Genomic DNA, 13,379 nt, shown 5'->3' with positions numbered 1-13,379 from the left:
CCTCATCCCGCTCTGGCGGGGAAGGGGAGGGGAGGGCTTCAGGGACGGGATAACGATGCGGGATATGCCGAGTGGCTCGCCCCGCACAAAGAACCTCAACGCACAAACCGGAGCGAGACTATGATCAAACTAGCTGTCAGTGGGGCTGGCGGAAGAATGGGCGGCCGCATCATCGCCGCCATAAAGGAAACTGAAGGTGTGGAACTTTCCGGTGCCCTCGAGCGCCCCGGCTACGTCCTCCTCGGGCAGGACGCCGGCGTCATCTCCGGACAGGGACCGCTCGGCGTGAAGGTAACCGACGACGTGAACGAAGTCGTCAAGGGGTGCGATGTCCTCATCGACTTCACTGCGCCGAAGGTTTCCCTCAAGAACCTGGAGGTTTGCGCACTGCACGGCAAGGCGATCGTCATCGGCTCCACCGGGTTCACCCCTGAAGAGCGCGCACTCGCCGTGGAGCTTACCCGGGAAATCCCGGCAGTAATCTCCCCCAACTATTCCGTCGGTGTGAACGTCTGCTTCAAGGTCCTCTCCGACGTCGCGAAGATCCTCGGGGACGACTTCGATGTGGAGATCGTGGAGGCCCACCACCGTCTGAAGAAGGATTCCCCCTCCGGCACTGCGGTGCGGATGGGTGAGGTCATCGCCACAGCACTCGGGCGCGACTACAACAAGGTCGCCAACTTCCACCGGGAAGGGATCTGCGGCGAGCGCACCCGCGAAGAGATCGGCATGCAGACGATCCGCGGCGGCGACATAATCGGCGAGCACACCGCCTACTTCATCGGGATAGGGGAGCGGATAGAGGTCACCCACCGCGCCATGACCAGGGACATGTTCTCCCGCGGCAGCGTGCGCGCAGCGAAGTGGGTCTCCAGCGCCAAGCCCGGAATCTGGGACATGCAGGACGTGCTCGGCCTCAAGGCGTAGGGCATTTGTTCGCATTTGTTTTGTAGGCCGGGATAAGCCGCAGGCGTTCCCGGCGAACCCACCGCCACCCGCCCCGGCGCGTGGATGGAATTACTCTTGCTGCTTTCTGCCGGCTCCCCCTTTTTCCACCGGAAGGGGAGGGGGGCCTGCATTTTTTGACCAAGGAGAATTTGCTTAATGGCACAGATCAACGATAACTACCTGAAGTTGAAGGCTGGGTACCTTTTCCCTGAGATAGGTCGGCGCGTGCGAGCCTTCGCCGCGGCCAATCCGGAAGCAAAGGTGATCCGCCTCGGAATCGGCGACGTCACCCAGCCCCTCACCCCCACCGTTCTGAAAGCGTTCCACGCAGCAGTCGACGATCTCGGCGCCGAGGCGACCTTCATGGGTTACGGCCCGGAGCAGGGGTACGATTTCCTGATCAACGCCGTTATCGAGAAGTCGTACAACCCCCTGGGGGTTGAACTGAAGCCGACCGAAATGTTCGTCTCCGACGGCTCCAAGTGCGACTGCGCCAACATCCTCGACATCTTCGCCCTCGACAACACCGTCGCCATCGCCGACCCCGTCTACCCGGTGTACAACGACACCAACGTGATGATCGGCAGGAGCGGCGACGCGGACGAGAAAGGGTACTACAAGGGGCTGGTGTACATGCCGTGCACCGAGGAAAACGGCTTCCTCCCGGCGTATCCGTCCGAGAAGGTGGACATCATCTACCTGTGCTTCCCGAACAACCCGACCGGCACCGTGGCGACCAAAGAGCAGCTGAAGGGATGGGTCGACTACGCCCTTGCCAACGGCTCCGTCATCCTCTTTGACGCCGCCTACGAGGCATTCATCACCGACCCGACGATCCCGCACTCCATCTACGAGATCGAAGGGGCGAAGAAGTGCGCCATCGAATTCCGCTCCTTCTCCAAGACCGCCGGCTTCACCGGCGTGCGCTGCGGCCTGGTGGTCGTCCCCGAGGAGCTCGAGGGAACCACCTCCACCGGCGAAAAATACAGCTACAACAAGCTCTGGCTGCGCCGTCAGACCACCAAGTTCAACGGCGCCTCCTACCCCGTGCAGAGAGCGGCAGCCGCCGTTTACTCCGAAGAGGGGTGGAAGGAAACGAAGGCCAACATCGACTACTACATGGAGAACGCCCGCATCATCAGGGAAGGGCTCTCCGAGGCAGGGCTCACCGTGTACGGCGGCGTGAACGGCCCGTACATCTGGCTGAAGACCCCGGCGGGGCTCACCTCCTGGGACTTCTTCGACAAGCTCCTCACCGAGTGCCACGTCGTCGGGACCCCCGGCAGCGGTTTCGGCCCGAGCGGTGAAGGGTTCTTCCGTCTCTCCGCCTTCGGCAACAGAAACAACGTCATCGAAGCGGTGGAACGGATCAAGAAGAACCTGAAGAAGTAGATCGACGTTTCACGAGAAAAGAGAAGGCGGCCGAATTAAATCGGTCGCCTTTTCTTTTGCTGCCGGAAATTCCGGTGAGCCAGGATTCTGTGGCCTCAAGGAGTAGGCGAGGCAACGTTCCCCCCTTTGCGAAGGCTCCTCCGAGAATTCCGGGGAAGCCGTAGGATGTTCCAATGAAGGCCGCACGAGGACTCGCGTCCCCCCCTTTGCGAAGGGGGGACAGGGGGGATTTGACTTGGTGCAGCACCGTCCTGCAAAGTGCGCAACTGATGTAATCTCAAGGAGTTTCTGGTGGTGCCCATGTCGTTGATCTTTAGACTGCCGCAGCACTGCGGATCGACGACCGAGATGTACTGTTAAACGAACTGCGGTTCTGGAGGAGACTTTGAAAACAAATCCCCCCTGCCCCCCCTTCGCAAAGGGGGGAACGTTAGGTCATCTGCAGTGCTTCGTGGCAATGCACCCACGCTTCCCCGGAAGTCCCGGATGAACCTTCGCAAAGGGGGGAACGTAGGCCTTCTGCAGTGCTTCGTGGCGAAGTTCCGACGCTCCACCGGAATTCCCGGATGAACCTTCGCGAAGGGAAGACAGGGGGGATTTGCCCTTCGTCGGAAAGCTACCCTATTCCCACTTCCCTTCCAGCAGCGGCTTCACCGGATGCTCCTTCCGGCTCAACTTCAGATCCTTGAAAATGTCCGCCGAGGAGAGCGTCTCCTTCTCGGGGTCGAGCTCTATCCCCAGTTCCTCCGACGGATCCTCCGCTGCGCCTATCAGCATGATCTCCGTCCCCTCGTAATCCAGAAAATCAGGTGGATCGGCGTCGATGAACCTGCGATCCTGGAAACCCTCTCTCAGCTTGTACGGGTACGTCGCCTTCTGGTCTCCCCGCAGCCCAGCCTGTTGCGGCGCCGGCTTCTCGGGGTTCTTGATGCTCAGGATGTAGCTCGCCTCGTCCTCGATCCCCAGTTCCCGCTGCACCTCGCGCGGCTTCTCCGGCAGTTCGAGGGAATAGACGAGATGGGTATGGTCGTCATGCCGCACGATCGCATAGACCCCTTCGCCGGCCGGCCTCGCAGCGCCGACTTCGCGCGTGCCCCTGGTCTTTGTTTCGTAGCGCGCCTCCTTGAACTCCTCGACAAGGTCGTGCGGGTCGCGCACCACCATCTTGACGAACCCCCAGTTGCGGTCTCCGCCGTTATGGACTTTCGGAAGGGCCTTGCGGCCGATGATGATTTCACGATACAGCTTCTTCCCTTCCGGACTCATCACCATGAAAAAGCGCTCGATATCCCGCTCTCCCTTCGGATGCTTCTGCTCCACCTTGGGACGGTATAGAAAATAGATGTTCCCGCGTTCCAGAACGCCATCAGGATCTCTCTGTGCCATAACAACCTCCCTCGGTTCACCTCCTATAAGTGTAGCATCCGCCAAATCTGCATTGCACCCAGATTTCCTTTCAGATTGAGAGGTTATAGACGATACAAATGAAAAGGGCGACCGTGGCGGCCGCCCTCTCTTGCCTCTTTGGTGCTGTCATTTGCAGCGTCTGCTCCCATTAATGTGGCAGCAGCTTCATCATTTCCCGCATGAATGCGGGGAGGTCATCAGGCTGCCGCGACGTCACCAGCTTCCCGTCCACCACGACCTCGCTGTCCTCATACTGGGCCTCGATCTCTTTCAGTTCCGGGGCGACCGCCGGGTAGCAGGTCGCGCGCCGTCCCTTCAGGACCCCCGCCGAAGTAAGAATCTGCGGCCCGTGGCATATCGCCGCTACCGGTTTGTCCGCCTCGAAGAAACTCCGTGCAATCTCCTTTACCTTCTGGTCGGAGCGGATCGCCGCTGGCGCCTTCCCTCCCGGGATGACCAGGATGCTGTACTGATCGGGCATAACCTCGTTGAAGAGGAGATTGACCTTTACCTCGTAGCCGTGTTTCCCCCGGATCGTGCCGGTGTTGGACGACGCGATGTCCACCTCGTACCCTGCCTCCTTGAGGCGGTAGAAGGGGACCAGCAATTCACTGTCTTCAAAATTATCTGCACTGAGAAAAAGAGCTTTCATCACTTCCACCTCCACAGGCTGGTCGGCACCACCTTCCAGGCCGGCGGCAAGGAGAGGGGTACCTCATAAAATTATACTACCGGAGGAGGTTGGTAGGGGAGGGGGGTAGAACGGGATAGGATGAAAGGTCTGTGGTGAGGGGGATTACCTGACCGGCTGATAGCCGTCACGGGGATCCCACCGGTATCCCTTCGCGCTCCAGATCGCCTCAATGATCTTCCAGTCGAGGCGGAGCCCCTTCATCGCCTCGCACACGTAGTAGGCGGGCATGATCTCGTCGTCGTCGATGCGCCGGTCCCCGTTGAGGTCGGCCCAGTGGAAGTCGCCGACCGTGAGGCGGCTGTCCCCCGCGATCTTCTCGCTGTGGCTGCTTCCCTTCGCGTAGACGACGATCTGCCCCTTCACTGTCGTCTCGCTCTTCTGAGGGGCATTGGGAGGTATCTGGACGGTATATGACACGGTCTGACCGCTACCACGCCCGGTCACCAGCCACTTCACAGCGCCTCCGTTCGCCTCCACTGCGGCGGGAGGGGGGAGAGCGCTCACCAGCATCCATCCCGGCGGCAGTGTTTCCCGAATCAGAAAGCCCTGGGTCCCTTCGCGCACCGTACCGACCTTGATCTGCACAGGGATTATGCTTCCGGGAGCGGCATAGCGCGGGGTCCAGCGGACGGCGATGGGGGGGGTGAAGAGGATCCTGGCCAGGGCGACGGCAAGGCCGATGGCGAGAAGGACGGCGATGGCGACACGGAAGAGGAGAGGGCGGGAAGGTGTCGGTTCCGGAGCGGGATCCGCGGCTGCAGGAGGTTCCTCCTCCTGGCGCACGATCTCGTCCAGTTCGACCTCGAGGGCGGCGGCGAGCTTCAGGGCATTGTCACGCCTCATGGAGGGGTAGCGGTTGTTCTCCCATCGCGAGATGGTGTCGGTCGTCACTCCCACCACGCTCGCGACATAGAGCTGGGTGAGCTTTTTCGTCTCGCGGACCTGCTTCAGCCTGTTCCCGTCGATGGCGATACTCGGCTGAGCCCCCTTTTCGGTTTTTTCGGGAGATTTTTCCATGGTGTTTGATGCTGCTGTCGAATTACCTGATATCATTGGTTTTGCCGGACCCGGATCTACTCCGGACCAGCGAAAGTCGACCCGACATCGGGTCGAAATGAGATAGATGTCGATAGCAGCGACCCCAGTGTCATGCTATTTCATACCACAGCCGTGGTAAAAATTAACCGTAAAAAGAAAGGAGCAGACCCGTGAGAAAATTCATAGTCGCAGCAGCACTCGTCGCGTTAAGCGCAGGTTTCGCAATGGCAGCAGACACCATGACCTTCCCCGCCAAAAACGGTGATGTGAGCTTCAACCACAAAAAGCACCAGGAGGCAGTGAAGGACTGTAAGGCCTGCCACGAGAAGGGCCCCGGCAAGATCGAAGGGTTCGGGAAGGACTGGGCGCACAAGACGTGCAAAGGGTGCCACGCCGACAAGGGCGCCGGCCCGACGAAGTGCGGTGAGTGCCACAAAAAGTAACAGTCGGGGATACCCCCAACAAGGCAAAAATCACAACGGAGGCGGCCACTCGGCCGCCTCTTCTATTGCCGCTGCCCACTTTTTTTCCTCTGGTTAAGAATATCACCACTATTGGCGCCGATCCGGTGGACACCCCCTAGCCCTCGGGTAGACTAGCAATGGTTACACCGGCCTCATCTTTCACGGGGGGCTTCATGCAGTGGCAACGGATGACCATCGACGAATACGCGAGCTACCAGCGCGGCGTCGGCAAGAAGGTGCTGAAGATAGACGGAACGTGGTGGATCGAGGCGCGCCCGTTTTTCTTCCGCCCCCTCTTCCCGTTCACGGAGATAAAGCCGTGGTCGCAACGCTACCCCTCCAGGTGCATCGCCGGCGGCTTCATGCATGTCGTGCCGCAGCACGGCTGGTCCAATTCCACCATGAGCTTCTTCCTCTACGATGATCTCGGGTCCTACTCCCTCGCCGCCGTCAGTTCGAAAAGAAGAAGAGCCGCAACACAGGGGATGAAAAATTTCACCGCACGGGAGATAATGGATCTGGACGAGTTCGCGGAGACCGCCTACGAGGTCTATCTCTCCTTCTACGACAGGACGAAGTACGCTTACAAGCAGGAGCGCGTCGAAAGGGAGATGTTCCGCGCCTGGTCCGAAGGGGTGTACGGCAGCGACAAGGTCGTGAAAATCGGAGCCTACCATCAGGGGCGCCTGCGCGCGGTGGAGATATCGTACCGTGTCGAGGATGTGATCTTCGGCTCCACCCTCTTCTCCGACACCCACAGCCTCAACCTCAACGTGACCGATTTCCTTTTGCACCTGCACAGGGAAGGTGCGGCACAGACAGATGCCAGGTACTATTACATCGGTCTCCCCTGCGGGCGACCGTCCATTGATGATTCCAAGGTGAGCCGCGGCTGCAAGGTCCTGCGCATGCCGGCTTTTTTCAAAGTGAACCCCATGGGGCTCCTGGCAGCAAAGATCATCATGCCGGACAGCTACCAGAAGCTCGTTACTGTCACCTCACGAAGCCTCACCGGCAAAAGAGACGCCTCGAGCACGGCGGTGCCCGTCACTCTCGATGCGGCGGAGGTTCTAGGGAGCGCGGTGGATCAGCCTTGACACGCAAACTATTTCCGGACGAGCCGCAGGAAAACAAGAGCGCTGAAGCGTCGGAGGACATAAGGGACCGCCTCGTCGTCTACACCGAACAGGAGGAACTCGCCAACAGCCTTACCCACGGCGTCGGCGTCCTCTTCAGCATCGTCGCCCTCGTCGTGCTCATCATGCGCGCCGCCTCTTACGGAGACCCCTACCGACTGACCAGCGTGACGGTGTACGGCGTCTCCATGCTCACCTTCTACTCCCTATCCACCGCCTATCACACCGTCCGCAAGCCGTACGCGCGCTACGTCTTCCGCATCCTCGACCATGCCAGCATCTACCTCATGATCGCCGGGAGCTACACCCCCTTTACCCTGGTGACCTTGCGCGGGCCGTGGGGGTGGAGCCTCTTCGTCACCGTCTGGTGCATCGCCGTGCTCGGCGCCATCCTCAAGGTCTTTCACACGCACCGCACCCCGATTCTCGGCCCGATCCTGTACATAGTCATGGGATGGCTCGTGGTGATAGCGCTGAAGCCCCTTTCGGCGGCACTGGCACCGACGGGGCTGAAGCTCCTCTTCGCCGGCGGGCTCGCCTACACCCTCGGCGTCCTCGTGTACATGTGGGACAATCTCCCGTACAACCACGCGATCTGGCACGTCATTGTCCTCGTCGGGAGTGTGTGCCACTTCCTATCCATTTTCTACTACGTAACCCCCCTCCCAAACTAGCCGTTCCTCTTGATGTGCTCTCCCCAGGGAAATGCTGGGGCCGGTCCACTGGACAGACGGGAAGTACCCCTTATAATTAACAACAATTTTTATAACTCTCATTTGCGGGGAAGGAATGGCGACAATCCGTCTCATCATCCTGCTGATCCTTTTCTCCCTTTTCCCGCTGCTGGCTGGCGGAGAGGAGAAAGCGCACGAGCACAAGCATGAGGCACGGCCTCTGCCGACAGCCGCTGATGCGGCCGGAGTCGCCCTCTCGGAGCATCTCGGCGCCCGGATCCCGCTGGATGCTTCCTTCCGGGATGAAGGGGGGCGTCCGGTACGGCTACGGGAGCTGGTGACGGGGCCGACGCTCATTCTTCCCGTCTACTACGGCTGCACCAATGTCTGCAACTACCTGCAGTGGGGTGTGGCGGGGGTCCTCCCCTCTATAGCGGCGAAGCCGGTGCGAGATTACCGGGTGCTGTCGGTGAGTTTTGACGAGATGGACACGCCGGAGCGGGCAGCGCGTGCCAGAGCGATGTATCTGAACGGCATGAAGAACGGCTTTCCCCGGGAGGGGTGGCGCTTCCTCACCGGAGACGCGGCGACGATACGCCGCCTCACGGACGCAGCGGGATACGGCTTCAAGCGCCAGGGGCAGGATATGGTGCACCCGGTGGCGAGCTTTGTGGTAACGAGGGACGGGACGATCGTGCGCTATCTGTACGGGACCTTCTTCCTTCCGAAGGACCTCGCCCTCGCCTTTGCAGAGGCGCGTGAGGGGAAGAGCGGCGCCACCATCCGGAAGGTGGTGAACTACTGCTTCAGCTTCAATCCCGCCAGCAAGAGCTACGAGTTCAACCTGCTGCGCGTGAGCGCCACCGTCGTGGCCCTCTGCACAGGAGCATTCATGCTCTATCTCATCCTCGGGGACCGGAAAAAAAGGGGAAGGCGCGGGGCTGACCGCCGGGAACCGGGGCGGGCTGCGTGATAGTTCTCCCGAAGTTGCGGGAGGACCGAAACACCGGCAGGACATGAATTTTAATTTCCAGGGGGGCAAATGCAGAGCGAATCAACCCCGGCCACAACGGGTGGCGGGTTCTGGGACGATACCGGAAAAAGAGGTGTCGGCGCCTGGATCTTTTCCACCGACCACAAGCGCATAGGCCTTCTCTACCTCTACTCCACCCTTACCTTCTTCCTCGTCGCCGTCATACTGGGGCTCCTGATCCGCATCGAGCTCATGGCGCCGGGGCGCACCATCATGGGTGCGGAGACGTACAACGCCCTCTTCACGGTGCACGGCGTGATCATGATCTTCCTTTTCGTGATCCCCGCCCTCCCCGCCGCCTTCGGGAACCTGGTGATGCCGATCCAGATCGGCGCGCGCGACGTCGCCTTCCCCCGACTGAACCTCCTCTCCTGGTGGCTCTACGCCGTCGGCGCCATCATCGTCCTCGTCTCCCTCTTTTCCGGCGGAGGCGCGCCGGACACCGGCTGGACCTTCTACGTCCCCTTCAGCGCCCGCACCGGCAGCAACGTCTCCCTCGCCGTCTTCGGCGTCTTCATCCTCGGCTGCTCCTCCATCGTCACCGGGATAAACTTCGTCACCACGATCCACCGGCTCCGTGCCGAAGGGATGGAATGGGGGCGTCTCCCCCTCTTCGTCTGGTCCCTCTACGCGACGGCCTGGGTGCAGATACTCGCCACCCCTATCATAGGGATCACCCTCGTCCTCGTCATCGCGGAGAGGCTTCTCGGCACCGCCCTCTTCGACCCCGCCCGCGGCGGTGACCCGATCATGTTCCAGCACCTCTTCTGGATCTACTCGCACCCCGCCGTGTACATCATGATCCTCCCTGCCATGGGGGTCATCTCCGACATCGTCCCCGTCTTTTCCAGAAAGCCGATCTTCGGGTACAAGATGATCGCCTTCTCCTCCATCGCCATCGCCGCCTCCGGCTCACTGGTGTGGGGGCACCACATGTTTACCAGCGGGATGAGCGACATCGCCATCGCCGTCTTCTCCTTCCTCACCTTCATCGTGGCGATCCCCTCAGCCATCAAGGTCTTCAACTGGATCTCCACCCTGTACCGCGGCTCCATCTCGCTGGAGGCGCCGATGCTCTTCGCCCTCTCCTTCATCCTCCTCTTCCTCATCGGAGGGCTTTCGGGGCTCATCCTCGGCGCCGCGGCGACGAACATCCATGTCCACGACACCCATTTCGTCGTCGGCCACTTCCACTACGTCATGTTCGGCGGCACCGGCTTCGCCTTCATCGCCGCCATGCACTACTGGCTCCCGAAGTTCTACGGCCGCCGCTATGCGGAAAAGCCGGCCGTGATCGGCTGGGCCCTCATGTTCACCGGTTTCAACGTGCTGTACGGCACGATGCAGATCCTCGGTATGGAGGGGATGCCGCGCCGTTACTACGACTATCTCCCGGAGTTCGCCCGACTTAACTTCATCGCCACAGCCGGAAGCTGGATCCTCGCTGCCGGACTGTTCATCGTGGTGGTGAACCTCCTCCGCGGGCTCTTTTACGGCGAGCCGTTCGCGGGGAATCCCTGGGGAGGGGCCACCCTCGAGTGGAGTATCGCCACCCCGCCCCCCACGGAGAACTTCGAGGAGGATCCGGTGGTGAGCCACGGACCGTACGACTTCAGGGGAGCGGGGGTGCCATGAGCGAGCACGTGCACAGGGACGACGCCGGCGCCAAGCTGGGGATGTGGCTCTTTCTTTTCAGCGAGCTCCTTCTTTTCGGGGGGCTCTTCATCCTGTACGCCGTCTACCTCGGCCGCTACCCGCAGCACTTCTCCTCCGGCGGGAAGCAGCTGGACGTGGTGATAGGGACCATCAACACCCTCATCCTCCTCACCAGCAGCCTCCTCGCCGCCATGGCGGTAAGCGCGGTGCAGCGCGGTGAGCGCGGCCGCGCGCTGGGGCTGCTCGCGGGGACGATCGGCTGCGCGGCGATCTTCATGGTCGACAAGTACATCGAGTGGAGCACCAAGATCGGCCATGGCGTCTACCCCGGCTCCCGGCACCTGGAGACCGGTCCCCCGGGGGAATCGGTATTCTTCGGCCTGTACTACGTGACCACCGGGCTGCACGGGATCCACGTGCTGGCGGGCGCAGCCCTTCTGGGGTGGGCCGCGCTGCGCATCAAGACCGGCGCCATCCATGCCGACTCCTATGTGGCGCTGGAAAACGGCACCCTCTACTGGCACCTGGTCGACCTGGTGTGGATCTTCATCTTCCCCCTCTATTACCTCATCCTCTGAGGCCGCAACGAAGGAGAACGTCGTGAGAAGCGCAGAAGGTACACACCACGTCGTAAGCTACGGAAAGCTCACCCTCGTCTGGATCGTGCTCCTCGTCCTGACCGCCCTTTCCGTCGCCATCACCCGCGCGGATCTAGGCGCCTACAAGGTGTGGGGAGCCCTCTCCATTGCCTGCGTCAAATCGGGGCTCGTCATCGCCGTCTTCATGCACATGAAGTACGAGTCCGCGCTCCTGCGCGCCTTTCTCCTGGTCGCGCTGGTGACACTGGCGATCTTCATCGGGTTCACCTTTTTTGACGTCCTGTACCGCTGAAGGGGGATTTTGTGCAGAAAGAGCTGCTGACAACCGTTCAGGCCGTCGATCCGGTCTTCATCGCCATCTTCGGGGTCTGCCTCGTCATGCTGGTCGGTGTCACCGCGGCGACCGTGATCTTCGTCTTTCGCTACCGCCGCTCGCGCGCCCCGGAGCCAACCTCCCAGGTGGAGGGAAGCCTCTGGCTGGAGACGCTGTGGACCCTTCTTCCCACCCTCATCGTCCTTGCCATGTTCTACTACGGCTGGGCCGGGTATCTCACCCTGCGCACCGTTCCCGCAAACGCCTTCCCCATCACCGCCACCGCGCGGATGTGGTCCTGGTCCTTCAAGTATCCAAACGGCAAGTCCAGCGCGAAGCTCGTTGTGCCGGTGGGGAAACCGGTGAAGGTCGCGCTGGTATCGAAGGACGTGCTGCACGGCTTCTACCTCCCCGCTTTCCGGGTGAAGCGCGATGTCGTCCCGGGGATGCAGAACTACGTCTGGTTCGTGGCGGCAAAGGAGGGGTCCTACGACGTCTTCTGCTCGCAGTATTGCGGCACCAGCCACTCGGGGATGGTGACAGCGGTGCAAGCGCTTCCTGCCCAGAAATTCGAGGCGTGGCTGCAGGAAAAGGAAGCCGGGGGTGGCGCAGCAGGGCGCGCCGTGCTGGAGAAATACGGCTGCCTCGGGTGCCATTCCCTCGACGGCAGCAGAAAGATCGGCCCGTCGTTGAAGGGGATCTGGGGGCGCAGCGTCACGGTGCACTCCGGGAACACCGAGCGGGCGCTCATCGTGGACGAGGCGTACCTGCGCCACTCCATCACGGAACCTGCGGCGGACGTGGTCGATGGCTACAAGCCGGTCATGCCCTCTTTCGCGGGGCAGCTGACCGAGGAGGAGATGCGGGGGGTGCTTGCTTTCCTCCGCACCCAGGGGAAGGAAGCCCCAGGCGGTGACGGCGCGAAGATTGCGAAGGAGAGAGGATGCCTCGGGTGCCACTCCGTCGACGGGTCACGCCTGGTCGGTCCGAGCTTCAAGGGGCTCTACGGCAGGGAGACGCGAGTCTCCAGAAACGGGAAAACGGTGGTGGTGAAGGCGGACGAGACGTACATCAGGGAGTCGATCCTCACCCCGCACGCAGCGGTGGTGGAGGGGTACCAGCCGGTGATGCCGGATTTCGACGATCTGCGCGAGGCGGAACTGGGCGCGCTGGTGCGCTATATCGAGGGGATAAAATGATAGCTTCTCTGTGCAGGCTCTTCCGGCTGCGGCTGGTGCTGGTGAATGCCGTCTCTGCCACCGCAGGGTACCTTCTTTTGGCGGCGGATCCCGACCCGGCTACCATGGCCGCGCTCTTTGCCGGTGTCTTCCTCCTCGTTTCCGCGGCGTCCGCCCTGAACCAGGTGCTGGAGCGGGATCTGGACAGCGTCATGGAGCGCACGGCAACCCGCCCGCTGCCGCAGGGTGAGATCACTCCCGCTGCCGCCATGGCCGTTTCAGCTTTTTGCATCGTGGGGGGATCGCTTCTCCTTTTCCGCGCGGGCGGTCTCCTCCCTCCACTATGGGGAGGGGCGGCGCTCGCCTGGTATCTTGTCGTGTACACGCCGCTGAAGCGCCGCACCCCCTTCGCCCTCCCGCTCGGCGCACTGTGCGGCGCGCTCCCCCCCGTCATCGGCTGGTGCACGGCGGGAGGGAGGAGCACCGACTTCCGCATCGTGCTCGTCGGGGCGCTCTGGTACCTCTGGCAGGTGCCGCATTTCTGGCTGCTGCAGGGGCGTCATCGCGAGGAGTACCGGGAGGCATCCCTTCCCCTCTTCGACCCTTCCTCCGGCACGGTGAGCTCCCTGGTGCACTGCACCTGGATCGTGGCGCTCATGGCGCTTCTCCTCCTTTTTCCCCTCCTCGGCCTGATGCCACCTCTCGCGGCAGCAGGCTGCGCCGCTCTCTGCTGTCTCGTCCTTGCCAACGACTCCCGCGCCGGAAGGGCGTTTCGCATCTCCTCATTCAACCTGCTCCCGGTCCTTTTCACCGCGGCGCTGTACCTCGGCAGATGAGCTCGTCCCCT

14 protein-coding genes are annotated in these 13,379 nt (G+C 61.7%); 11 read left to right on the top strand and 3 right to left on the bottom strand.

The genetic code is table 11. From position 1 onward, the window contains the following. Positions 1–120: 120 nt before the first annotated feature. Together dapB and LPW11_RS08265 are read left to right on the top strand one after the other, a co-directional pair. The gene (gene dapB, locus LPW11_RS08270) at positions 121–927 is read left to right on the top strand and encodes a 4-hydroxy-tetrahydrodipicolinate reductase (protein WP_230997651.1); all 807 of its coding nucleotides are present in this window, start codon (positions 121–123) and stop codon (positions 925–927) included. Positions 928–1,104: 177 nt separating this feature from the next. After that, positions 1,105–2,340, top strand: a complete 1,236-nt coding sequence (locus LPW11_RS08265; RefSeq protein ID WP_230997650.1) for an LL-diaminopimelate aminotransferase — start codon at positions 1,105–1,107, stop codon at positions 2,338–2,340. A 621-nt stretch (positions 2,341–2,961) separates the two neighbouring features. Here LPW11_RS08265 and LPW11_RS08260 read toward each other — a convergent pair. The 3 genes from LPW11_RS08260 to LPW11_RS08250 all read right to left on the bottom strand — a co-directional run bounded on the left by LPW11_RS08260 (position 2,962) and on the right by LPW11_RS08250 (position 5,458). Beyond that, positions 2,962–3,726 (bottom strand): hypothetical protein, encoded by a 765-nt coding sequence (locus tag LPW11_RS08260; protein WP_230997649.1) that lies wholly within the window; start codon positions 3,724–3,726, stop codon positions 2,962–2,964. A gap of 169 nt (positions 3,727–3,895) precedes the next feature. Further along, complete coding sequence (locus LPW11_RS08255) at positions 3,896–4,399, bottom strand: type 1 glutamine amidotransferase domain-containing protein (protein WP_230997648.1); 504 nt, start codon at positions 4,397–4,399, stop codon at positions 3,896–3,898. Positions 4,400–4,543: 144 nt separating this feature from the next. Beyond that, complete coding sequence (locus LPW11_RS08250) at positions 4,544–5,458, bottom strand: helix-turn-helix transcriptional regulator (protein ID WP_230997647.1); 915 nt, start codon at positions 5,456–5,458, stop codon at positions 4,544–4,546. A gap of 191 nt (positions 5,459–5,649) precedes the next feature. Here LPW11_RS08250 and LPW11_RS08245 point away from each other — a divergent pair, with 191 nt between their 5' ends. The 9 genes from LPW11_RS08245 (at position 5,650) to LPW11_RS08205 (ending at position 13,368) form a co-directional block, all read left to right on the top strand. Next, positions 5,650–5,922, top strand: coding sequence for a cytochrome c7 (locus LPW11_RS08245; protein WP_230997646.1), 273 nt, complete (start codon positions 5,650–5,652; stop codon positions 5,920–5,922). 194 nt (positions 5,923–6,116) lie between these two features. Beyond that, positions 6,117–7,040 carry a hypothetical protein gene (locus LPW11_RS08240; protein WP_230997645.1) on the top strand — a complete coding sequence of 308 codons (924 nt, stop codon included), beginning with the start codon at positions 6,117–6,119 and terminating at the stop codon, positions 7,038–7,040. After that, a complete protein-coding gene (gene trhA, locus LPW11_RS08235; RefSeq protein ID WP_230997644.1) occupies positions 7,037–7,753 on the top strand; it encodes a PAQR family membrane homeostasis protein TrhA in 717 nt (238 codons plus the stop codon). The genes LPW11_RS08240 and trhA overlap by 4 nt, the downstream gene beginning before the upstream one ends. 115 nt (positions 7,754–7,868) lie before the next feature. Then, a complete protein-coding gene (locus LPW11_RS08230) occupies positions 7,869–8,726 on the top strand; it encodes an SCO family protein (RefSeq protein WP_230997643.1) in 858 nt (285 codons plus the stop codon). A 69-nt stretch (positions 8,727–8,795) separates the two neighbouring features. Next, the gene (gene ctaD / locus LPW11_RS08225) at positions 8,796–10,421 is read left to right on the top strand and encodes a cytochrome c oxidase subunit I (RefSeq protein ID WP_230997642.1); all 1,626 of its coding nucleotides are present in this window, start codon (positions 8,796–8,798) and stop codon (positions 10,419–10,421) included. Next, on the top strand, positions 10,418–11,020 hold the full coding sequence (locus LPW11_RS08220; RefSeq protein ID WP_230997641.1) for a cytochrome c oxidase subunit 3: 603 nt from the start codon (positions 10,418–10,420) through the stop codon (positions 11,018–11,020). The genes ctaD and LPW11_RS08220 overlap by 4 nt, the downstream gene beginning before the upstream one ends. A 22-nt stretch (positions 11,021–11,042) precedes the next feature. Continuing rightward, a complete protein-coding gene (locus tag LPW11_RS08215; RefSeq protein WP_230997640.1) occupies positions 11,043–11,333 on the top strand; it encodes a cytochrome C oxidase subunit IV family protein in 291 nt (96 codons plus the stop codon). A gap of 11 nt (positions 11,334–11,344) precedes the next feature. Further along, positions 11,345–12,553, top strand: a complete 1,209-nt coding sequence (gene coxB / locus LPW11_RS08210; protein ID WP_230997639.1) for a cytochrome c oxidase subunit II — start codon at positions 11,345–11,347, stop codon at positions 12,551–12,553. After that, entirely contained in the window at positions 12,550–13,368 is an 819-nt protein-coding gene (locus tag LPW11_RS08205; RefSeq protein WP_230997638.1) for a protoheme IX farnesyltransferase, read from the top strand. The genes coxB and LPW11_RS08205 overlap by 4 nt, the downstream gene beginning before the upstream one ends. The last annotated feature ends 11 nt before the right edge of the window (positions 13,369–13,379 follow it).

The sequence above is a fragment of the Geomonas sp. RF6 genome (assembly GCF_021044625.1).
Classification (GTDB): Bacteria; Desulfobacterota; Desulfuromonadia; order Geobacterales; family Geobacteraceae; genus RF6.
Note: the sequence above shows the minus strand (reverse complement) of the source record. Positions and strands in the feature narration are given on the sequence as shown.